This is a genomic window from Streptomyces sp. MB09-02B, from assembly GCF_033794485.1.
In the GTDB taxonomy this organism is placed as follows: Bacteria; Actinomycetota; Actinomycetes; order Streptomycetales; family Streptomycetaceae; genus Streptomyces.
On the sequence record NZ_JARGEE010000051.1, the window covers coordinates 1 to 20,825 of the forward strand.

Here is a 20,825-nt window from a genome sequence, read left to right on the forward strand (position 1 = left end):
GGGGGGGTTTGTTTTTAGGGACAGTTTTCCGCGCGCCGCCCAACCGTCCGGGTGGGGGGGCTGCCCCGAAGCCGTCGTGCCGGTCGGCAACACACACACCTACGACGAGGGGTCCCCGTCGGGCCGCGCGCTGGCCACCGGGCGTGCCCTGTTGTACGAGGTCGACGACATCACCGGGCTGCGGTGGGCGGGGGGCTCGTCCGAGCGCGCCCGCAGCATCGAGGTGCACGGCATCCACTCGATCATGGCCGTGCCGCTGCGCGCCCGCGGCCTCACCCTCGGCCTGTCGATCCTCTCCCGGCACCGCACGGCCGAGTCCTTCGGCGAGGACGACCTGCTGCTGGCCGAGGAACTCGCCGCCCGCGCCGCCGTCTGTGTCGACAACGCCCGCCGCTACACCCGCGAACGTGCCATCGCCCTCGAACTGCAACGCAGCCTCCTGCCCCACCGCGCACCCCGGCAGGCCGCCGTCGAGGTCGCCTCCCGCTACCAGCCGGCCAGCACCCGCGCCGGGATCGGGGGCGACTGGTTCGACGTCATTCCGCTCTCCGGAGCCCGGGTGGGACTGGTCGTGGGCGACGTCGTCGGCCACGGCGTCCAGGCGTCCGCCACCATGGGCCGGCTCCGGACAGCCGTACGCACCCTGGCCGACGTCGACCTAGCCCCGGACGAGCTGCTCACCCAGCTCGACGACATCGTGCTGCGGCTGGACTCGGAGCGGACGGCGGACGAGGCCGAGGACGCGGAGAGCCCGGGCGAGATCGGGGCCACCTGTCTGTACGCCGTGTACGACCCCGTCGCACGCCGCTGTTCCATGGCCCGCGCCGGGCACCCGCCACCGGCCCTGATCGCCCCGGACGGCGGGGCGGCCTTCCTGGACCTGCCGATCGGCCCACCGCTGGGCGTGGGCGGTCTGCCCTTCGAGACCGCCGAGTTCGACGTCCCCGAGGGCAGCGTGTTCGCCCTCTACACCGACGGCCTCGTCCAGGCGGCCGGCCGCGATCTGGACGACGGGCTCGCCCGGCTGCGCCAGGCCCTCGGTGGCACGGGCCGTCCGCTGGAGGAGACCTGTGACCAGGTCCTGGGGAGCCTGCTGACGGACCGCCCCGTCGACGACGTGGCCCTGCTGCTGGCCCGGACCCGGGCACTGGACGCCGACCGCGTCGCCGTCTGGGACGTACCCGCCGACCCCGCGTTCGTGGGGCAGGCCCGCAAACTGGCCTGCGACCAGCTCGCCGCCTGGCAGCTGGCGGAGCTCTCCTTCGTCACCGAACTCGTCGTCAGCGAGCTGGTCACCAACGCCATCCGCTACGGCGGGTCCCCGATACAGCTGCGCCTGATCCGTGAGGCCACCCTGATCTGCGAGGTCTCCGACTCCAGCGCCACCGCCCCGCACATGCGCCGGGCCCGCGCCTTCGACGAGGGCGGCCGGGGCCTCCTGCTCGTCGCGCAGCTCACCCAGCGCTGGGGCAGCCGCCACACCCGCACGGGCAAGACCATCTGGGCCGAGCAGGCACTCCCCGACGAGGAGCGGCAGGCGTAGTCCCCGCGCGGCGCGGACGACCGCGGACTTCTTGACCCCCGGTCGGCACTCCACGATGCTGTGTTGCGGTACGCGCTATGCGTATCGCAATGAGAAACATCAGACACAGGTCTCGTACCAGCCGAGGAGTGGCCATGGCTCACCAGGTCCGTGCTGTCGTCGCGCGGGGCAAGGGTGCCCCCGTCAGCCTGGAAACGATCGTCGTGCCGGACCCCGGGCCGGGTGAGGCGCTGGTGAAGGTCGAGGCCTGCGGGGTCTGCCACACCGACCTGCACTATCGCGAGGGCGGGATCAACGACGACTTTCCCTTCCTGCTCGGCCACGAGGCCGCCGGTGTGGTGGAGTCGGTGGGGGCGGGCGTCACAGACGTCGCCCCCGGTGATTTCGTCATCCTCAACTGGCGTGCCGTGTGCGGGAGTTGCCGGGCCTGTCGACGCGGGCGCCCCTGGTACTGCTTCGCCACCCACAACGCGAAGCAGAAGATGACCCTGCTCGACGGCACCGAGCTCTCCCCGGCGCTGGGCATCGGCGCCTTCGCGGAGAAGACACTCGTCGCCGCCGGCCAGTGCACCAAGGTCGACCGGGCCGCGTCGCCGGCGGTCGCCGGGCTGCTGGGCTGCGGGGTGATGGCGGGCATCGGTGCCGCGATCAACACCGGGAACGTCGGCCGGGGCGACACGGTCGCCGTCATCGGCTGCGGCGGCGTCGGGGCCGCGGCGGTCGTCGGATCCGAGCTGGCGGGCGCCGCGAAGATCATCGCGGTGGACATCGACGACCACAAGCTGGAGACCGCCAGGAAGCTGGGCGCCACCCACACGGTCAACTCCCGCGAGACCGACCCCGTCGAGGCGATCCGTGAGCTGACCGGTGGCTTCGGCGCCGACGTCGTGATCGAGGCGGTCGGCCGCCCGGAGACGTACAAGCAGGCCTTCTACGCCCGTGACCTGGCCGGCACGGTCGTCCTCGTCGGCGTCCCCACCCCGGAGATGAAGCTCGAACTGCCCCTCCTCGACGTCTTCGGCCGCGGCGGCGCCCTGAAGTCCTCCTGGTACGGCGACTGCCTGCCCGACCGCGACTTCCCCATGCTCATCGACCTCTACCTCCAGAAGCGCCTGGACCTGGACACCTTCGTCACGGAGACCATCGGGCTCGACGACGTGGAGAAGGCCTTCGAGCGGATGCACGGCGGCGACGTCCTGCGCTCGGTGGTGGTCCTCTGACGGGCCGGTGACAGGGCGGATCGCGGCCGCGTAGGCGTAGCGCGGAACGCGACGGACGAGCCGTGGCCGGGGCCTCCGGACACGGCTCGTCGCCGTGTCCCGGGACCTGGAGGCCCCTCGTCGATCGGGTGGCGCACCGGTCTTGACAGGGGATCACGCGTCACGCTTTCTTGTTCTCGTTGCGTATCGCGGCACTGTTGTGCACTTCGCAACGCTGATGTCCGGGGCGGCCCGCCCGCCGGGTCGAGAGGCCCGGCGACACGGAACGGCTCCGATTCCCCTACGTCCCGGAGTGGCGCTTCAGATGACTCGCAACGCACCTGTCGAGGACCCCGGCGACGCCCGGCTGCGGGTCGGCCCCCCGAAGGAGTACGCCGCAGGCCTCCCCGCGGTCACCTCCTCCCTGCGGCACGCCGGCGAGCAGATGGGTGCCCGCCGGAGCCTGCTCACCCTGCTGCGGGTCAACCAGAAGGAGGGCTTCGACTGTCCCGGCTGCGCCTGGCCCGAGCCGGAGCACCGGCACCGGGCCGAGTTCTGCGAGAACGGGGCGAAGGCCGTGGCCGAGGAGGCCACCGTCCGCCGGGTCACCCCGGACTTCTTCGCCGAGCACACGCTGGAGGACCTGCTCCCCGGCAGCGACTACTGGCTCGGACAGCAGGGCCGACTGACCCACCCCATGTACCGCGCGGCCGGCGACGACCGCTATCGGCCGATCTCCTGGGACGACGCGTTCGCCGTGATCGCCCGTGAACTCGCCGCGCTCGACCGACCCGACCAGGCCGCCTTCTACACCTCCGGCCGGGCGAGCAACGAGGCCGCGTTCCTCTACCAGCTCTTCGTCCGGATGCTCGGCACCAACAACCTGCCCGACTGCTCCAACATGTGCCACGAGTCCAGCGGTTCGGCCCTGACGGAGACCATCGGGATCGGCAAGGGCAGCGTCACCCTGGAAGACCTCCACGACGCCGACCTCGTCCTCGTGGTCGGCCAGAACCCCGGCACCAACCACCCCCGGATGCTCTCCTCGCTGGAGACCGCCAAGCGCCGGGGCGCCCGGATCATCGCGGTCAACCCCCTGCCCGAGGCCGGACTGCTGCGCTTCAAGAACCCCCAGAAGCCGTCCGGCGTCATCGGCGGCGGCACCCGCCTGGCCGACCGGTTCCTGCAGATCAGGCTGGGCGGGGACCAAGCGCTGTTCCAGGCCTTCAACCGCATGCTGCTGGAGGCGGAGGACGAGGCCCCCGGCACCTGTCTCGACACGTCCTTCATCGACCGACACACGCACGGCTTCCAGGAGTTCGCCGAGCACGCCCGCAAGGTGTCCTGGGGCGACATCGTGACGGCCACCGGTCTGCCCGAGGAAGAGATCAGGGCCGCGTTCCGCGAGGTGCTGGCCGCCGAGAAGATCGTCGTCTGCTGGGCGATGGGCCTCACCCAGCACAGGCACTCGGTCCCCACCATCCGGGACGTCGTCAACTTCCTCCTGCTGCGCGGCAACATAGGCCGCCCGGGCGCCGGTCTCTGCCCGGTGCGCGGCCACTCCAACGTGCAGGGCGACCGCACCATGGGCATCTACGAGAAACCGGACGACGCCTTCCTGGACGCGCTCGGCGCCGAGTTCGCGTTCACGCCCCCGAGGCACCACGGCCACGACGCGGTCGAGAGCATCCGCGCCATGCGTGACGGCGACGTACGCGTCTTCGTCGCACTCGGCGGCAACTTCGTCGCCGCCGCCCCCGACACCGACCAGACCGAGCGGGCCCTGCGCAACTGCCGCCTCACCGTGCAGATCTCCACCAAGCTCAACCGCTCGCACGTCGTCGCCGGCGAACAGGCGCTCATCCTCCCCTGTCTCGGCCGGACCGAGGCCGACCTGCGGCCCGGCGGGCCCCAGCTGGTCACGGTCGAGGACTCCATGGGCATGGTGCACCTCTCCCGGGGGCGGCTCGCCCCCGCCTCCGAGCACCTGCTGAGCGAGGTCGCGATCATCTGCCGGATGGCACGGGCCGCGCTCGGGGAAGCGGGCTCCCACGTGCCCTGGGGGGACTTCGAGTCGGACTACGACACCGTTCGCGACCGCATCGCCCGCGTGATCCCCGGCTTCCAGGACTTCAACCACCGGGTGCGCGAGCCGGGCGGCTTCGCGCTGCCCCACCCGCCGCGCGACGAACGCCGGTTCACCACCGCCACGGGGCTGGCCAACTTCACCGCCAATCCGCTGGAGCGGCCCCATGTGCCGCCGGGCCGGCTGCTGCTGCAGACGCTCCGCTCCCACGACCAGTACAACACCACCGTCTACGGCCTGGACGACCGCTACCGCGGCATCCGCCAGGGCCGCCGGGTCCTCTTCGTGCACCCCGACGACCTCGCCGACCGCGGCCTGGCCGACGGGGACCTCGTCGACATCGTCAGCGAGTACGAGGACGGCGTGGAGCGCAGGGCCCCGGCCTTCCGCGTGGTGCCCTACCCGACACCCCGCGACTGCTGCGCCGCCTACTTTCCCGAGACCAACGTCCTGGTCCCCCTGGACTCCACGGCGGCGATCAGCAACACCCCCACGTCGAAGTCGATCGTCGTCCGTCTGGAGCCGGTCTCCACCTCGACTCTTTCTTGACGGGACCCTTGACAGCCTCCCTGAGGCGTCAGATTGTGTTGCCCATAGTGAATCCAGGTGCATCATCCGCAACCTGGTTCGAGTGGTGTCACCACCTGGTAGTCACCACCCTCCGCCCCCACATCTCCCTGCTTGCTCGGTCGCGCAGCCGTCGTCCGCGACAGAGAACGTCCCCTGCCGTCTGTGGAAAGGACGAGCCGATGAGCACTACCCGCGAACACAACGGGAGCCCAGGTCATCCCGTCGGGGAGGATCCGCCGGGAGGCGGTGCGGCCGCCGCCCGCCCCCGGACCGACCTCGTCGTCTTCGGTGTCGCCGCGGCCCTCACCCTGGCCTTCGTCGTGTGGGGAGCCGCGGCGACCGACACGCTGGAGAGCGTGTCCGGGAAGCTGCTGGACGGAACGATCCGCAACGGCGGCTGGGCCTTCGTCCTCGCCGCCTCGGGCTTCGTGGTCTTCGCCCTCTGGCTGGCGATGAGCCGCTACGGGCGGATCACCCTCGGAAAGGAGGGTGAGGAGCCGGAGTTCCGCACCGTGTCCTGGATCGCCATGATGTTCAGCGCGGGCATGGGTATCGGCCTGATGTTCTACGGAGTGAGCGAGCCGCTCTCGCACTTCGTCGCGCCGCCGCCGGGCACCGACCCGGCCGACGCCAACCAGGCCATGGAGACCGCCATGGCCACCACCCTCTTCCACTGGACGCTCCACCCGTGGGCGATGTACGCGGTCGTGGGCCTCGCCATCGCCTACAGCACCTTCCGGCGCGGTCGTCGCCAGCTGATCAGCGCGGTGTTCACCCCGTTGCTCGGTGAGAAGCGGGTGAACGGCTGGCCCGGCCGGGCCATCGACATCCTCGCCATCTTCGCCACCCTCTTCGGCTCGGCGGCGTCCCTGGGGCTCGGCGCCCTCCAGATCGGCAGCGGCTTCACCGGACTGGGCTGGCTGGGGTCGGTCGGCACCGGACTGCTGGTCGTCGTGATCGCGGTGCTGACCGTGGCGTTCGTCGCCTCGGCGGTGTCCGGGATCGAGAAGGGCATCCAGTGGCTGTCCAACACCAACATGGTGCTGGCGGTGGGGCTCGCCCTCTTCGTCTTCCTGGCCGGCCCGACCATCTTCATCCTCGACCTGCTGCCCACCTCCGTAGGTGCCTTCTTCGGCGACCTGGCCCAGATGGCGGGCCGTACCGAGGCCTCCAGCGGCAAGGGCGTCGCCGACTGGCTGGCCGGCTGGACGGTCTTCTACTGGGCGTGGTGGATCTCCTGGACGCCCTTCGTCGGCATGTTCATCGCCCGCATCAGCCGCGGCCGCACCATCCGGCAGTTCGTCGGCGGCGTCATCCTGGTCCCCAGCAGCGTCAGCCTGCTCTGGTTCGCCGTCTTCGGCGGCTCGGCGATGCACCTCCAGGACTCCGGTCGGCTGAGCGACGCCGCGACCGCCCAGGGTCAGCTCTTCGACGTGCTCCAGCAGTACCCGATCGCCACGGTGACGAGCATCGTCGTCATGGTCCTCGTCGGCATCTTCTTCGTCTCCGGCGCCGACGCCGCGTCCATCGTGATGGGGACGCTCTCGCAGCGGGGCTCCCTCGAACCGTCCCGGGGCGTCGTGGTGTTCTGGGGTGTGCTGACCGGAGCGGTCGCCGCCGTCATGCTGCTCATCGGCGGCGGCAAGGGCGACGCGCTCACCGGGCTGCAGAACCTCACCATCCTCGCGGCGGCACCTTTCACCCTGGTGATGATCGGGTTGTGCGTCGCGCTCAACCGGGATCTGCGCCACGATCCGCTCATCATCCGCGGACGCATGGGCAAGGAGGCCATCGAGACGGCCGTCATCGCCGGCCACGAGAAGTACGACGGGGACTTCGAACTCCGTATCGGCCCCGCCACGTCCACGGACGGCACGCAGACCGCGCCGCCCGAGCGGACCGAGGAGTCCGCGCCGTCCCCCACCTCCGCCGTCTGAGACCGGCGCACCCGCCGCCCGGCGGGGTCCTGGCACCGCCCTGTGCGGCCATGACCCCGCCGGGCTCGCGTTGTTCTATGTGAGGCGGGTTTTGGATACCGCAACGCGACAAGTGGCCCAGAGGGGCCCTCTGGATGCCTTGACAAGGGTTCGGGGCGACCCCAGACTGATGTTGCGCTTACCGCAATCCGTTTCGCTATATGCACCCGAGGTGTCATGATGATTCCCGCGTGCCGTCTCGCGGATCTCCCGCGAGGTGAGGCCTTCCGGCTCGACACCGACCCGCCGGTCTCGGTGTTCCACACCGACGACGGCGAGGTCTTCGCCATCGACGACACCTGCACCCACCAGGACGCCTCGCTCGCCGACGGCTGGCTGGAGGGCTGCGAGGTGGAATGCCCGCTGCATGCCTCCAAGTTCGACCTGCGCACCGGCGCGGTCGACTCCCCGCCGGCCAAGCTGCCGGTCAGGACGCACGAGGTCGTCGTCGAGGACGGCATGATCTACGTCCAACTCTCCACGGACGCCCCCAACCTGCCGCCCTGCATCTCCGCCAGGCTCGCCGGGGGTCCCGCGTGAGGACCGTCGCCGTGGTCGGCGCCTCCCTCGCCGGCCTGTCGGCGGCCCGCTCCCTGCGCAAGCAGGGCTTCGACGGCCGCCTCGTCGTCATCGGCGACGAGCTGCACCGCCCCTACGACCGGCCCCCGCTCTCCAAGGAGTTCCTGGCCGGGACCCTGGGCGAGGCCGAACTCGCCCTGGAGACGGACGGCGAGGACCTGGCGGCCGAATGGCTGCTCGGCGCCCGGGCCACCGGACTCGACCACACCGCGCGCGCCGTCCGTCTCGCCGACGGACGTGAGGTGCGTGCCGACGGCTTCGTCATCGCCACCGGAGCCGTGGCGCGCGCCCTGCCCGGCTCGGAGGGCCTCGCCGGAGTGCACACCCTGCGCACCCTGGACGACGCCCGCGCCCTGCGGGACGAACTGGCACGCGGCGGACGCCTGGTGGTGATCGGCGGCGGCTTCATCGGCGCCGAGGTCGCCTCCACCGCGTACACCCTCGGTCTTGAGGTGACCGTCGTGGAGGCGGCGTCGACCCCGCTCGCCGGACCGCTCGGCGACACCATGGGCGCCGTCGTCTCCGGCCTCCACGCCGACCACGGCGTACGCCTGTTGTGCGGCGTGGGCGTCAAGGGGCTGAGCGGCGAGCACCGGGTCGACGCCGTCCTGCTGGAGGACGGCCGCGGCATCCCCGCCGACATCGTCGTCGTGGGCGTCGGGGCCAGCCCGTGCGTCGAATGGCTGGCCGGTTCCGGTATCGCGCTGGACAACGGCGTGAAGTGCGGCGCCGACGGCCGTACCAGCCTCGCCGGTGTGGTCGCGGTCGGCGACTGCGCCAACTGGTACGACCCCCGCGCGGGCCGGCACCGCCGCGTGGAGCACTGGACCGGCGCGCGCGAGCGCCCGGAGGCCGCGATCGCCACCCTGCTGGCTCAGGGCGCGGTCGAGCCGGGTGTGCCCAGGCCGCCCTACTTCTGGTCCGACCAGTACGGCGTCCGCATCCAGTTCGCCGGCCACGCGGCCGAGGCGGACAGCGTCACCGTCGAGGCGGGCGCGGCCGAGGACCGCGACGTCCTCGCCGTCTACCGGCGCGCCGGTCGGCCGGTCGCCGTGCTCGGGATGAACCAGCCGCGGCTGTTCATGCGGGTGCGCAAGGAACTGGCCGCCGCCACGTCTTGACACCGCCCCGGCGTCACCCCATGCTGCGGTTGCCCACAGCGCGCAGCGTTGCTCCATACACAACGCCGATCGGAGTCGTTCCTCCCGGCGTCCGCAAGACCCCTCCGCGACGTTCCCCGAGGAGTGCCCCCGTGACCTCGACCAGCCTGCCCGACAGCCTGATCGCCACTCTTCCCGGTTCCTCCTACACCGATCCGGTGGTCTTCGCCCAGGAGCAGGAGCACATCTTCGAGACCATGTGGTTCTGTGTGGCCCGCGCCTCCGAGCTGGCGAAGCCCGGTGCCTTCCGCACCGTCGACGTGGGCCGCGAGAGCATCCTCGTCACCCGGGCCCGGGACAACTCGATCCGCGCGTACTTCAACGTCTGCCGGCATCGCGGGGCCAAGCTCTGTACCGAGGAGTCCGGCGAGGTCAAGAGGGCCTTCCAGTGCCCGTACCACGCCTGGACGTACGGCCTGGACGGCAAGCTCGTCGCCGCGCCCAACCTCACCAAGATGCCCGACGTGGGCCGTACCGAGTACGGCCTGGTGAGCGTCGCGGTGCGGGAATGGCTCGGTTATGTCTGGGTCTGTCTCGCGGAGAACCCGCCGTCCTTCGAGGAGGACGTCATCGGTGAGGTCGTCGCCCGGCTCGGCGACGTCGAGTCGATCGAGCGGTACGACATCGACAACCTGTCCGTGGGGCGCCGGATCACGTACGACGTGAAGGCGAACTGGAAGCTGATCATCGAGAACTTCATGGAGTGCTACCACTGCGCCACGATCCATCCCGAACTGACCGAGGTGCTGCCGGAGTTCGCTGACGGGTACGCCGCGCAGTACTACGTGGGCCACGGCGCGGAGTTCGGTGAGGAGGTGCAGGGGTTCACGGTCGACGGCTCCGAGGGGCTGGACCGTATTCCGGGCGTCGCCGAGGACCAGGACCGCCGTTACTACGCGATCACCGTCCGGCCGCAGGTCTTCATCAACCTCGTGCCCGACCACGTGATCTTCCACCGCATGTACCCGGTGTCCGTGGACCGCACGATCGTCGAGTGCGACTGGCTGTATCTGCCGCACGTCGTCGAGAGCGGCAAGGACGTCAGCCGGTCCGTGGAACTCTTCGACCGGGTCAACCTCCAGGACTTCGAGGCCTGCGAGCGGACCCAGCCCGGCATGAGCTCCCGGCTGTACGCCAAGGGCGGTGTGCTGGTGCCCAGCGAGCACCACATCGGCGCGTTCCACGACTGGGTGAACGAGCGCCTCGGCGCCCCGCAGGGCTGAATCAGCCCAGGTAACCCATCCGGTGGCTGATCTCGGCGGCGCCCTTGAGCAGCACCGGGGACAGCTCGTGCAGGCGCTCCTCGGTGAACCGGTAGGCGGGGCCGGAGGCACTGAGGGCGGCGATGACCTCGCCGTCCCGGTTGCGAACGGGTGCGGCCATGGCGTGCAGGCCGATCTCCAACTCCTCCAGCGTGAAGGCGTAGCCCCGCTCCCGTGCGGCGAGGAGGTTCTTCTCCAGCTTCGTCTTCGCGGTGATGGTGTGCGGGGTGACCTTCTTCATGCCCACGTCCGAGAGCAGTGCGGCGCGCTCCTTCGCCGGCATGTGGGCCAGCAGGATCTTGCCGCTCGACGTGGCGTGCAGGGGAGTCAGCTGGCCCACCCAGTTGTGCGCGGTGATGGCCCCCGGTCCGCGCACCTGGTACAGGTTGATCGCGTAATGCTCCTGCATCACGGCGATGTTGACGGTCTCGCCGATCTCCTCGGCCAGCCGCTCGCAGACGGGACGGCCCTGCTGGGTGATGTCGATACGCCCCGTGACCGCACCGGCCAGACGCACGATGCCGAAACCGAGCCGGTACTTGCCGCGCTCGCCGGCCTGCTCCACCAGACCGCGCGCCTCCAGGGCGCCGAGGAGACGGAAGGCCGTGGACTTGTGCACCTCGATCTCCGCCGCCACCTCGCTGACCCCGGCTTCGCCGCGCTGAGCGAGGATCTCCAGGACGCTGATGGCGCGGTCCACCGACTGCACGCCGCCCGCGCCCGCGTGTGAATTCGACGTTTCCGTGTCAAGGCTGTAGTTGCTCACAGTGAAACTATACGCGCAGTAAACAACACACCTGCAAGTAACCGTCGCGAAACCAAGTTCCATAAGTTGCGCGGTTCGCAACCTGGTGCGTATAACGCTACCGGTCTAGCATGCCTCGCATATCTACGGCGCGAGCGAGACGAGGCACCATGGCTCCTGTGCAGTACGACTTCGTCATCGTCGGTGGTGGTTCCGCGGGCAGTGCACTGGCAAACAGGCTGTCCGCCGACCCGGCGAACCGAGTGCTGGTCCTGGAGGCGGGCCGGACGGACTTCCCGTGGGACGTCTTCATCCACATGCCCGCGGCGCTGACCTATCCGATCGGCAGCCGCTTCTACGACTGGAAGTACGAGTCCGAGCCCGAGCCCCACATGGGCGGCCGCCGCGTCTACCACGCGCGCGGCAAGGTGCTGGGCGGGTCCAGCAGCATCAACGGCATGATCTTCCAGCGCGGCAACCCCATGGACTATGAGCGCTGGGCGGCCGACCCGGGCATGGAGGCCTGGGACTACGCGCACTGTCTGCCGTACTTCCGGCGCATGGAGAACTGTCTCGCGGCCGATCCGGACGACGAGTTCCGCGGCCACGACGGCCCCCTCGTCCTGGAGCGCGGCCCGGCGACCAACCCCCTCTTCGGCGCCTTTCTGAAAGCCACCGAGGAGGCGGGCTACGCCCCCACCGAGGACGTCAACGGCTACAGACAGGAAGGTTTCGCCAAGTTCGACCGGAACGTCCACCGCGGTCGTCGGCTCTCGGCGTCGAAGGCGTACCTGAAGCCCGTCCGCAGACGTCCCAACCTCACCGTCACCACCCGCGCCCTCGTCACCCGGGTCCTCTTCGAAGGCAAGAAGGCCGTCGGCGTCGAGTACCAGCGCGGCAAGGGCGCCCCGAAGCAGGTCCGCGCCAAGGAGGTCATCCTCTGCGGCGGCGCGATCAACTCCCCGCAGCTGCTTCAGCTCTCGGGCGTGGGCAACGCCGAGGAACTCCGGGCGCTGGGCATCGACGTCGTGCACGACCTCCCGGGCGTCGGCGAGAACATGCAGGACCACCTGGAGGTCTACATCCAGTACGCCTGCAAGCAGCCCGTCTCCATGCAGCCGTACCTGGCGAAGTGGCGTGCGCCCTTCATCGGGCTCCAGTGGCTCTTCCGCAAGGGCCCGGCCGCCACCAACCACTTCGAGGCCGGCGGGTTCGCCCGCAGCAACGAGGACGTCGACTATCCCAACCTGATGTTCCACTTCCTGCCGATCGCGGTCCGTTACGACGGCTCCGTACCGGCAGGCGGCCACGGCTACCAGGTGCACGTCGGGCCCATGTACTCCGACGCCATCGGCTCGGTGAAGATCAAGAGCAAGGATCCGCGACAGCACCCCGCGCTGCGCTTCAACTACCTCTCCACCGAGCAGGACCGCCGCGAGTGGGTCGAGGCGATCCGGGTGGCCCGCAAGCTCCTCAACCAGCCCGCGCTCGCCCCCTACAACGACGGGGAGGTCTCGCCCGGACCGTCCGTCGAGTCGGACGAGGAGATCCTCGCCTGGGTCGCCAAGGACGGCGAGACCGCCCTGCATCCGTCCTGCACCTGCAAGATGGGCACCGACGAGATGTCCGTCGTCGACCCCACCAGCATGCGCGTGCACGGCGTGGACGGCCTGCGGGTCGTGGACGCCTCCGTCATGCCCTATGTCACCAACGGCAACATCTACGCGCCGGTGATGATGATCGCCGAGAAGGCCGCCGACCTGATTCTCGGCAAGGAGCCGCTGCCGGCGTCGAAGGCCGCGTACTACCGCCACCGTGACGTCCAGAAGCAGGCGGACTAGACCTTGGGCACCGGGGGGCTGCACGCACTGCTGAGAACCGTCCGCTACGAGGTGCTGCCGGCGAAGGCGACCGAGGAGAAGGTGCTCGCCCATGTCCCGCGCGATGTCGTCGTCACCGTGACGGCGTCGCCGGTCAAGGGCCTGGAACCCACCCTCGATCTCGCGGGCCGGCTCGCCGCGCACGGCTACCGGGTCGTCCCGCACGTCCCCGCCCGGCTCCTGCGGGACGACCTGCACCTCAAGGAGGTCGCGGGCCGGCTGCGCGAGGCGGGCGTGGACGACGTGTTCGTCCCGGCGGGCGACGCGGACCCGCCGGCCGGGTCCTACGACGGGGCGCTGCCGGTGCTGCGCCGACTGGGCGAGCTGGGCGGGCCGTTCACCCACGTCGGCGTCACCGGCTATCCCGAGAGCCATCCGCTCATCCACGACGACGTCACCGTCCAGGCGATGTGGGACAAGCGCGAGCACGCCACGTACATCGTGAGCAACCTCTGCTTCGACCCGCGGGTCCTCGGGGACTGGCTCGTCCGGGTACGGCGCCGGGGCGTGACCCTGCCGGTGCATGTGGGCGTCGCGGGGCCCGTGCAGCGGGCGAAGCTGCTGGCCATGGCGACGAAGATCGGGGTGGGGGAGTCGACCCGCTTCCTGAGCAAGCACGCGTCGTGGTTCGTGCGCTTCGCCGCGCCCGGCGGCTACTCGCCCGAGAAGCTGCTCACCCGCACCGAGAGCGCCCTCACCGACCCCGCGTCCGGGGTGGCGGGACTGCACCTGTTCACCTTCAACCAGATCGCGGAGACGGAGAGGTGGCGGCGGGCCCTGCTGGACCGGCTGGAGGGCTGAGCGTCCCCTCCCTCACGCGGAACGCGGAACGCGGAACGCCGAACGCCGAACGCCGAACGCCGAACGCCGAACGCCGAACGCCGAACGCCGGACGGGCTCCCAGCCCGTCCGGCGTTCGTGTCGTGTCGTGTCGTACCTGTCGTTCGTATACGGAGGCCGTCCCGCTCAGCGGAAGACGACCGTGCGGTTGCCCTCCACCATCACCCGGCTCTCGCTGTGCCACTTCACCGCGTGCGCGAGCACCTGGGCCTCCACGTCCCGCCCGACCGTGACCAGCGCGCCGGGGTCCAGCGAGTGGTCCACCCGGACCACGTCCTGCTCGATGATCTGGCCCTCGTCCAGGTCCGACGTCACATAGTGCGCCGTCGCGCCGACGAGCTTCACCCCGCGGTCGTAGGCCTGGTCGTAGGGGCGCGCGCCCTTGAAGCTGGGGAGGAAGGAGTGGTGGATGTTGATGGCTCGGCCTTCCAGCTCCTTGCACAGGTCGTCGGAGAGGATCTGCATGTAGCGCGCCAGGACGACCAGGTCGACGTCCAGGTCACGGACGAGTTCGAGGAGCCGCGCCTCGGCCTCGGGCTTGGTGTCCCGGGTGACCGGCACGTGGTGGAAGGGGATGTCGTACGTCTCCGCGAGCTTCTCGAACTCCCGGTGGTTGGAGACGATCGCGGGGATCTCGATGTTGAGGGCGCCCGCCCGCTGGCGGAAGAGCAGGTCGTTCAGGCAGTGCCCGAACTTGGACACCATGATCAGGGTCCGGGTCGGCGTGGCGGCGTCGCTGAGGGACCACGAGATGCCGTAGGCCTGGGCGACGGGGCCGAAGCGGTACCGCAGGCCCTCCAGGTCCACGTTCGGGTCGGAGACGTCGAAGTGGACCCGCATGAAGAAGCGGCCCTGGAGTCGGTCGTCGAACTGCTGGCTTTCCAGGATGTTTCCGGAGTTCCTGACGAGATAGCCGCTCACGGCGTGGACCAGCCCGGCACTGTCGGGGCAGGAAAGGGTCAGGACGAACTCACGGCCAGGTTGCGGTCGGGGGAACCTCATGGACACGGTGGCCTCCGTCGGTGCGTATTGCACAACAAGGTGAGCGATACGCAACATGGTCGGCTCGGTGTGGCTTGCGGTCAAGGGTGGGCGGGTAAGTGGTCGCATGGCCAAATCGTCATCGGCGAACATCTTGACGTCCGTCTGACCAGGCGACAGGGTGTTCCATCACAAGCAATCGGGTGCACGATGCGCAACGAATTTCAGTCGGAAGGCTCGGCGCGTGGCAGACCTGTATGTGAATGGCGAATGGCGGGCTCCGGTGGCCGGCGGTCACCGGGAGATCCGATGTCCCGCTGACGGCACGCTCACGGCGACCGTCTCGGAAGGAACGCGCCCCGACACCGAGGCGGCGATCGCCGCGGCCCGGGAGGCCTTCGACACCGGCCCCTGGCCGAACACCCCCGAGCGGGAGCGCGGCGCACTGCTGCTGCGCGCCGCCGACATCATCGAGCGCGACACCAAGAGCTTCGCCCGCGCCGAGTCCCTCGACACCGGCAAGCGGGTGGTGGAGAGCGAGTACGACATCGCCGACGTCGTCTCCTGCTTCCGCTACTACGGCGGCCTCGCGGGCACCGACGCCGGACGGGTGATCGACACCGGCCGCGACGACGCCGTCAGCCGGGTCGTCCACGAGCCGGTCGGGGTGTGCGCACTGATCACTCCCTGGAACTACCCTCTCCTGCAAGCCAGTTGGAAGGTCGCCCCGGCACTCCTGGCCGGCAACACGATCGTCCTCAAGCCCAGCGAGCTGACCCCCTCCACCTCCATCCTGCTGATGAAGGCGCTGGAGGAAGCCGGGCTCCCGGCCGGCGCGGCCAACCTCGTCCTGGGCGCCGGACCCGAGGTGGGCGCCCCGCTCTCCGAGGACCCCCGCGTCGACATGGTCTCCTTCACCGGCGGCCTGGACACCGGCAGACGGATCATGGCCACCGCCGCCGCGACCGTGAAGAAGGTCGCGCTCGAACTGGGCGGCAAGAACCCCAACGTCGTCTTCGCCGACGCCGACTTCGAGACGGCCGTGGATTTCGCCCTCACGGCCGTCTTCCTGCACTCCGGCCAGGTGTGCTCGGCCGGCGCCCGGCTCATCGTCGAGGACTCCCTGCACGACCGCTTCGTCGACGAGGTGGTCCGCCGCGCCCGGCTCATCCGCCTCGGCGGCCCCTACGACGCGGAGGCCGAGACCGGGGCACTGATCTCCGCGCAGCACCGGGAGAAGGTCGAGGCGTACGTCGCCTCGGGCCTCGCCGAGGGAGCCGTCCTGCGCTGCGGCGGCGTCCGGCCCGACGACCCCGCGCTGGCGGACGGCCACTACTACCTGCCCACCGTCCTCGACGAGTGCCGGCAGGACATGAGGGTGGTGCACGAGGAGTCCTTCGGGCCCGTCCTCACCGTGGAGCGCTTCACCGACGAGGACGACGCCGTGCGCATCGCCAACGACACCGAGTACGGGTTGGCCGGTGCCGTGTGGACCGAGGACGCGGGCAAGGCCCAGCGCGTCGCGCGGCGACTGCGCCACGGCACCGTGTGGATCAACGACTACCACCCCTATGTGCCGCAAGCGGAATGGGGCGGTTTCGGGCATTCGGGTGTGGGCCGGGAGCTGGGACCGACCGGCCTGAACGAGTACCGAGAGCCCAAACACATATGGCAGAACATCCAACCCCGGCCGCAGCGCTGGTTCAGCGGCTGAACGCCGAAAGAAGGTCGAACATGACCACCCAGACCGAGGTGCCGCAGCGGCGCGGCACGCCCCAGGACTCGGGTCCCACCCCGGTCATCTCCGTGCGCAGGCTGTGGAAGGTGTTCGGGCCGAAGGCCGACCGGGTGCCGGAGTCCGAGGAGCTGTGCGGGCTCTCCCGCCGCGAACTGATGGACCGCACCGGCTGCACCGCCGCCGTGCGCGACGTGCACTTCGACGTCTCGCCCGGCGAGGTCTTCGTCGTCATGGGCCTGTCCGGCTCCGGCAAGTCCACCCTGGTGCGATGTCTGACCCGGCTGATCGAACCCACCGCGGGCGAGGTCGTCTTCGAGGGCGAGGACATCCGCCAGGCCGACGACAGACGCCTGCGCGAGCTGCGCCGCCGCAAGTTCTCCATGGTCTTCCAGCACTTCGGGCTGCTGCCCCACCGCCGGGTCGTCGACAACGTGGCCTTCGGGCTGGAGATCCGGGGCATGGGCAGGGCCGAGCGCGTCAGACGGGCCCAGGAGGTCGTCGAGCTGGTCGGTCTCGCCGGCTACGAGAAGTCCTACCCCGACCAGCTCTCCGGCGGTATGCAGCAGCGGGTCGGGCTGGCTCGCGCGCTGGCCGGCGATCCGGACGTGCTCTTCTTCGACGAGCCGTTCTCGGCGCTCGACCCGCTGATCCGCCGCGACATGCAGAACGAGGTCATCCGGCTGCACCACGAGGTCGGCAAGACGATGGTCTTCATCACCCACGACCTCTCCGAGGCCCTCAAGCTGGGCGACCGCATCCTGATCATGCGCGACGGCAAGATGGTCCAGTGCGGCACCGGCGACGAACTGGTCGGCGCCCCGGCCGACGACTACGTGCGCGAGTTCGTCAAGGACGTCCCCCGCGGCGACGTGCTCACCCTGCGCTGGATCATGCGGCCCCTGGAGGACGGCGACGCCCTGGACGGCCCCGAACTGGGCCCGGACGTCGTGGTCAAGGAGGCCACCCGCGCCGTCCTCGCCGCCGACAAGCCCGTCAAGGTCGTCGAGAACGGCAAGCTGCTCGGCATCGTCGGCGACGAGGAGATCCTCGCCGTGGTCGCCGGGCAGGAGGGCGGCGCGCGATGACCGTCGTCGTGGAGAAAACCGAGCCGCCCGGCAGACCGGAGAAGACCCGGCCCGCCGAGGAGCCCGCCCCGGCCTCGGAACCCCGCCGCGTCAGCCGGTCCCTGGTGATCGGCGCGATCCTGCTCGTCTGGCTGGTGCTCTTCGCCGTCCTGCGCGGCAGGCAGACCCTCGCCCTCGGGGCGGCGGACCTGACCGATCTGCACCGGTGGTTCAACGACGTCAACGACTCCATCGGCGCGAACCGCAACTCCAACCCCCTGTTCCTGTACTTCTTCAACGAGATCCGCCTGGTCATCGACACCCTGGTGACCTTCGTGCAGGAGCTGATCTCCCAGCCCTCCGCCGACCGCCCCCTGCCGCAGATCGGCTGGCTCGGCGTCGTCGGCATCGCGGGCTATGTCTCCTGGGCGTTCGGCAACTGGCGGGTCGCGCTGCTGGCGGTGGCCGGCTTCACCTTCCTCGGCCTCCAGGGCCTGTGGCAGGAGAGCATGGACACCCTGGCGCTCACCCTCTCCGCCGTGTTCGTGGCGCTGCTGTTCGCGATCCCGCTCGGCGTGTGGGCGGGGCTCTCCGACCGGGTCAACCGGATCATCACGCCCCTCCTGGACTTCATGCAGACGATGCCGACCTTCGTCTACCTGGCCCCGCTGACCCTCTTCTTCCTCATCGGCGGAGCCTCCGCCACCATCGCCACGGTGATCTACGCGGCGCCTCCGGCGATCCGGATCACCGCGCACGCCATCCGGACCGTGCCGGAGACGACGGTGGAGGCGGCCGACTCGCTCGGGGCGACGCGCCGCCAGTCCCTGCTGAAGGTCCTGCTGCCGATGTCCAAGCGGACGGTGGTGATGGGCGTCAACCAGACCATCATGGCCGCCCTGGCCATGGTGACCATCGCGGCCCTGATCGACGCTCCCGGGCTCGGCAAGACCGTCGTCCAGGCGCTGCAGTCGCTCGACGTGGGCACGGCTTTCAACGCGGGCCTGTCCATCGTCGTCATGGCGATCGTCCTCGACCGGGTCACGACCGCGGCCAGCACACGCGAGGAGGAGGCCCGGCGCTCGAAGAACCGGTTCCTCGCCTGGCGGCGGCCGCTGCTCGGCGCGGGCGCGGTCCTCACGGCCGTCCTGGTCTTCATGTCGCACACCTATGTGTGGGCGGCGGAGTTCCCCGGCGAGGGCGGTATCGGCAGCTCCATCGCGCGCGCCGCCGACACCGCGACGACCTGGGTGCAGGACAACCTCTCGGGCGTCACCAACCTCGTCCGCGACCTCATCACCAACGGACTGCTCAACCCGTTCCAGTCGCTGCTCACCGACTCCCCGTGGTGGCTCGTCGGCGCCGTGCTGATCGCGCTCGGTGTCGTCCTCGGCGGCTGGCGGGCCGGCTTCACCACGGCGGTGTGCGTGGGTCTGCTGGTCGCCACCGGGGTGTGGTCCGACAGCATGACGACGCTGGCGTCGACCGTGGTCGCCACCGTCCTCGTGATGCTGCTCGGTGTCGGCTTCGGCGTGTGGATGGGCCGCAGCCGGCTGGTGGACCGCATGCTGCGGCCGAGCCTGGACGCGGCACAGGTCATGCCGCCGTTCGTCTATCTGGTGCCGTTCCTCGCGCTCTTCGGCGCGACCCGTTTCACGGCGATCGTCGCCGCGATCGTCTACGCGGCCCCCGTCGCGATGAAGATCATCGCGGACGGGGTGCGGAACGTGCCCGCGACGACCGTGGAGGCGGCCACCTCCGCCGGGTGCAACACCTGGCAGATCATCACCAAGGTCCAGCTGCCGATGGCACGCGGCGCCCTGACTCTCGCCACGAACCAGGGCCTGATCTACGTGCTGTCGATGGTTGTGGTGGGCGGCCTGGTAGGTGCCGGCGCCCTCGGCTACGACGTCGTGGCCGGTTTCTCGCAGGGCCAGCTCTTCGGGAAGGGGCTCGCCGCAGGGCTCGCCATCGTCCTTCTCGGAGTCATGTTCGACCGCATCACTCAGGCCGCGGCGCGGCGTACCAGTGCATAAGGAGCAACTGACCATGGCTAGGCAAGCAAGACGATGGAGAGCCGGCGCGGCCGGTGTCGCGGTCCTCGGCCTCACCCTCACCGCCTGCGGCGGTGCGAAGGTCGGTGACGAGTCCTCGGAGGCGGGCGGCTCGGGCAGCTCCGCCAAGTGCGGCACCTTCAACCTGGCGGTCAACCCGTGGGTCGGCTACGAGGCCAACGCGGCGGTCATCGCCTACGTCGCCGAGAACGACCTCGGCTGCAAGGTCACCAAGAAGGACCTGAAGGAGGAGATCGCCTGGCAGGGCTTCGGGACCGGTGAGGTGGACGCGGTCGTCGAGAACTGGGGCCACGACGACCTGAAGAAGAAGTACATCACCGACCAGAAGACCGCCGTGGACGCCGGCGCCACCGGCAACGAAGGCCTGATCGGCTGGTACGTGCCGCCGTGGCTGGCCAAGGCGCACCCGGACATCACCGACTGGAAGAACCTGAACAAGTACGCGGCCAAGTTCAAGACCTCCGAGTCCGGCGGCAAGGGCCAGCTCCTCGACGGCGACCCGTCGTTCGTCACCAACGACGAGGCCCTCGTCAAGAACCTGGACCTGGACTACAAGGTCGTGTACGCGGGCAGCGAGACCGCGCTCATCCAGACCTTCCGCAAGGCGGAGAAGAACAAGGAATGGGTGATCGGGTACTTCTACGAGCCCCAGTGGTTCATGTCCGAGGTGCCGCTGGTGAAGGTCAAGCTGCCCGACTACAAGGCGGGCTGCGACGCCGACGCGGAGAAGGTGAACTGCGACTACCCGGTCTACACACTGGACAAGATCGTCAGCAAGAAGTTCGCCGAGTCGGGCAGCCCGGCCTATGACCTGGTGAAGAACTTCAGCTGGACCAACAACGACCAGAACATCGTGGCGAAGTACATCGCCGTGGACAAGATGACCCCCGAGGCCGCGGCGAAGAAGTGGGTCGACGCCAACCGTCTCAAGGTGGACGCCTGGCTGAAGTAGCGGCAGCGACCGGACGCGGGAATCCGGTCGGAGGATGCCCGGTGGGCGGCGCGCGCGGGTTGCGCGCCGCCCACCGGGCATCGCCGTGTTCCGGCCTCTTCCCCGGCCTCTTCCCGGGCTTCTTCTCCGGCCTGTTTTCCGAGGTCCCGTGACCCTTGACACCCACCTGTGCGGA

Annotated in this window: 15 protein-coding genes; 13 read left to right on the forward strand and 2 right to left on the reverse strand. The window is 69.9% G+C overall.

Annotated elements, in window-relative coordinates; translation table 11 throughout:
* The 7 genes from P1P70_RS10455 to P1P70_RS10485 all read left to right on the forward strand — a co-directional run.
* On the forward strand, positions 1-1,543 hold a 1,543-nt coding region (locus P1P70_RS10455; protein WP_319236469.1), incomplete at its 5' end, for an ATP-binding SpoIIE family protein phosphatase.
* A 134-nt stretch (positions 1,544-1,677) separates the two neighbouring features.
* Complete coding sequence (locus P1P70_RS10460) at positions 1,678-2,763, forward strand: S-(hydroxymethyl)mycothiol dehydrogenase (protein WP_319236470.1); 1,086 nt, start codon at positions 1,678-1,680, stop codon at positions 2,761-2,763.
* 304 nt (positions 2,764-3,067) lie between these two features.
* Positions 3,068-5,377 carry an FdhF/YdeP family oxidoreductase gene (locus P1P70_RS10465; protein WP_319236471.1) on the forward strand — a complete coding sequence of 770 codons (2,310 nt, stop codon included), beginning with the start codon at positions 3,068-3,070 and terminating at the stop codon, positions 5,375-5,377.
* A 200-nt stretch (positions 5,378-5,577) separates the two neighbouring features.
* Entirely contained in the window at positions 5,578-7,335 is a 1,758-nt protein-coding gene (locus tag P1P70_RS10470) for a BCCT family transporter (RefSeq protein ID WP_319236472.1), read from the forward strand.
* 216 nt (positions 7,336-7,551) lie between these two features.
* Positions 7,552-7,914: a bifunctional 3-phenylpropionate/cinnamic acid dioxygenase ferredoxin subunit gene (locus tag P1P70_RS10475; protein ID WP_319236473.1), complete on the forward strand. Its 363-nt coding sequence runs from the start codon at positions 7,552-7,554 to the stop codon at positions 7,912-7,914.
* Positions 7,911-9,074: an NAD(P)/FAD-dependent oxidoreductase gene (locus P1P70_RS10480; protein ID WP_319236474.1), complete on the forward strand. Its 1,164-nt coding sequence runs from the start codon at positions 7,911-7,913 to the stop codon at positions 9,072-9,074. Before P1P70_RS10475 ends, P1P70_RS10480 begins: the two co-directional genes overlap by 4 nt.
* A gap of 131 nt (positions 9,075-9,205) precedes the next feature.
* Positions 9,206-10,336, forward strand: coding sequence for an aromatic ring-hydroxylating dioxygenase subunit alpha (locus P1P70_RS10485; protein ID WP_319236475.1), 1,131 nt, complete (start codon positions 9,206-9,208; stop codon positions 10,334-10,336).
* A 1-nt stretch (position 10,337) separates the two neighbouring features.
* Here P1P70_RS10485 and P1P70_RS10490 read toward each other — a convergent pair whose 3' ends face one another.
* A complete protein-coding gene (locus P1P70_RS10490) occupies positions 10,338-11,084 on the reverse strand; it encodes an IclR family transcriptional regulator (RefSeq protein WP_319236490.1) in 747 nt (248 codons plus the stop codon).
* A 206-nt stretch (positions 11,085-11,290) separates the two neighbouring features.
* Between P1P70_RS10490 and betA the strand changes: the two genes are divergently transcribed.
* Positions 11,291-12,961 carry a choline dehydrogenase gene (gene betA / locus P1P70_RS10495; RefSeq protein WP_319236476.1) on the forward strand — a complete coding sequence of 557 codons (1,671 nt, stop codon included), beginning with the start codon at positions 11,291-11,293 and terminating at the stop codon, positions 12,959-12,961.
* 3 nt (positions 12,962-12,964) lie between these two features.
* Positions 12,965-13,801, forward strand: coding sequence for a 5,10-methylenetetrahydrofolate reductase (locus tag P1P70_RS10500; protein WP_319236477.1), 837 nt, complete (start codon positions 12,965-12,967; stop codon positions 13,799-13,801).
* Between the two features lie 165 nt (positions 13,802-13,966).
* On the opposite strand, the gene purU is transcribed toward P1P70_RS10500, so the two are convergent.
* Positions 13,967-14,842, reverse strand: coding sequence for a formyltetrahydrofolate deformylase (gene purU / locus P1P70_RS10505; protein WP_319236478.1), 876 nt, complete (start codon positions 14,840-14,842; stop codon positions 13,967-13,969).
* 223 nt (positions 14,843-15,065) lie between these two features.
* Here purU and P1P70_RS10510 point away from each other — a divergent pair, with 223 nt between their 5' ends.
* Genes P1P70_RS10510 through P1P70_RS10525 form a run of 4 tightly spaced genes read left to right on the forward strand, consistent with a single transcriptional unit; the run spans position 15,066 to position 20,650 of the window.
* Positions 15,066-16,535: an aldehyde dehydrogenase family protein gene (locus P1P70_RS10510; protein WP_319236479.1), complete on the forward strand. Its 1,470-nt coding sequence runs from the start codon at positions 15,066-15,068 to the stop codon at positions 16,533-16,535.
* Between the two features lie 20 nt (positions 16,536-16,555).
* The gene (locus P1P70_RS10515) at positions 16,556-17,644 is read left to right on the forward strand and encodes a glycine betaine/L-proline ABC transporter ATP-binding protein (protein ID WP_319236480.1); all 1,089 of its coding nucleotides are present in this window, start codon (positions 16,556-16,558) and stop codon (positions 17,642-17,644) included.
* Positions 17,641-19,659 (forward strand): ABC transporter permease, encoded by a 2,019-nt coding sequence (locus P1P70_RS10520; protein ID WP_319236481.1) that lies wholly within the window; start codon positions 17,641-17,643, stop codon positions 19,657-19,659. The genes P1P70_RS10515 and P1P70_RS10520 overlap by 4 nt, the downstream gene beginning before the upstream one ends.
* 13 nt (positions 19,660-19,672) lie before the next feature.
* Complete coding sequence (locus tag P1P70_RS10525; RefSeq protein WP_319236482.1) at positions 19,673-20,650, forward strand: ABC transporter substrate-binding protein; 978 nt, start codon at positions 19,673-19,675, stop codon at positions 20,648-20,650.
* The last annotated feature ends 175 nt before the right edge of the window (positions 20,651-20,825 follow it).

Coding starts and splice junctions, on each gene's coding strand:
- P1P70_RS10515 (WP_319236480.1), top strand. CDS start 16,556: ATGACCACCCAGACCGAGGTGCCGCAGCGGCGCGGCACGCCCCAGGAC.
- P1P70_RS10475 (WP_319236473.1), top strand. CDS start 7,552: ATGATGATTCCCGCGTGCCGTCTCGCGGATCTCCCGCGAGGTGAGGCC.
- purU (WP_319236478.1), bottom strand. CDS start 14,842: ATGAGGTTCCCCCGACCGCAACCTGGCCGTGAGTTCGTCCTGACCCTT.
- P1P70_RS10470 (WP_319236472.1), top strand. CDS start 5,578: ATGAGCACTACCCGCGAACACAACGGGAGCCCAGGTCATCCCGTCGGG.
- P1P70_RS10525 (WP_319236482.1), top strand. CDS start 19,673: ATGGCTAGGCAAGCAAGACGATGGAGAGCCGGCGCGGCCGGTGTCGCG.
- P1P70_RS10460 (WP_319236470.1), top strand. CDS start 1,678: ATGGCTCACCAGGTCCGTGCTGTCGTCGCGCGGGGCAAGGGTGCCCCC.
- P1P70_RS10465 (WP_319236471.1), top strand. CDS start 3,068: ATGACTCGCAACGCACCTGTCGAGGACCCCGGCGACGCCCGGCTGCGG.
- P1P70_RS10520 (WP_319236481.1), top strand. CDS start 17,641: ATGACCGTCGTCGTGGAGAAAACCGAGCCGCCCGGCAGACCGGAGAAG.
- betA (WP_319236476.1), top strand. CDS start 11,291: ATGGCTCCTGTGCAGTACGACTTCGTCATCGTCGGTGGTGGTTCCGCG.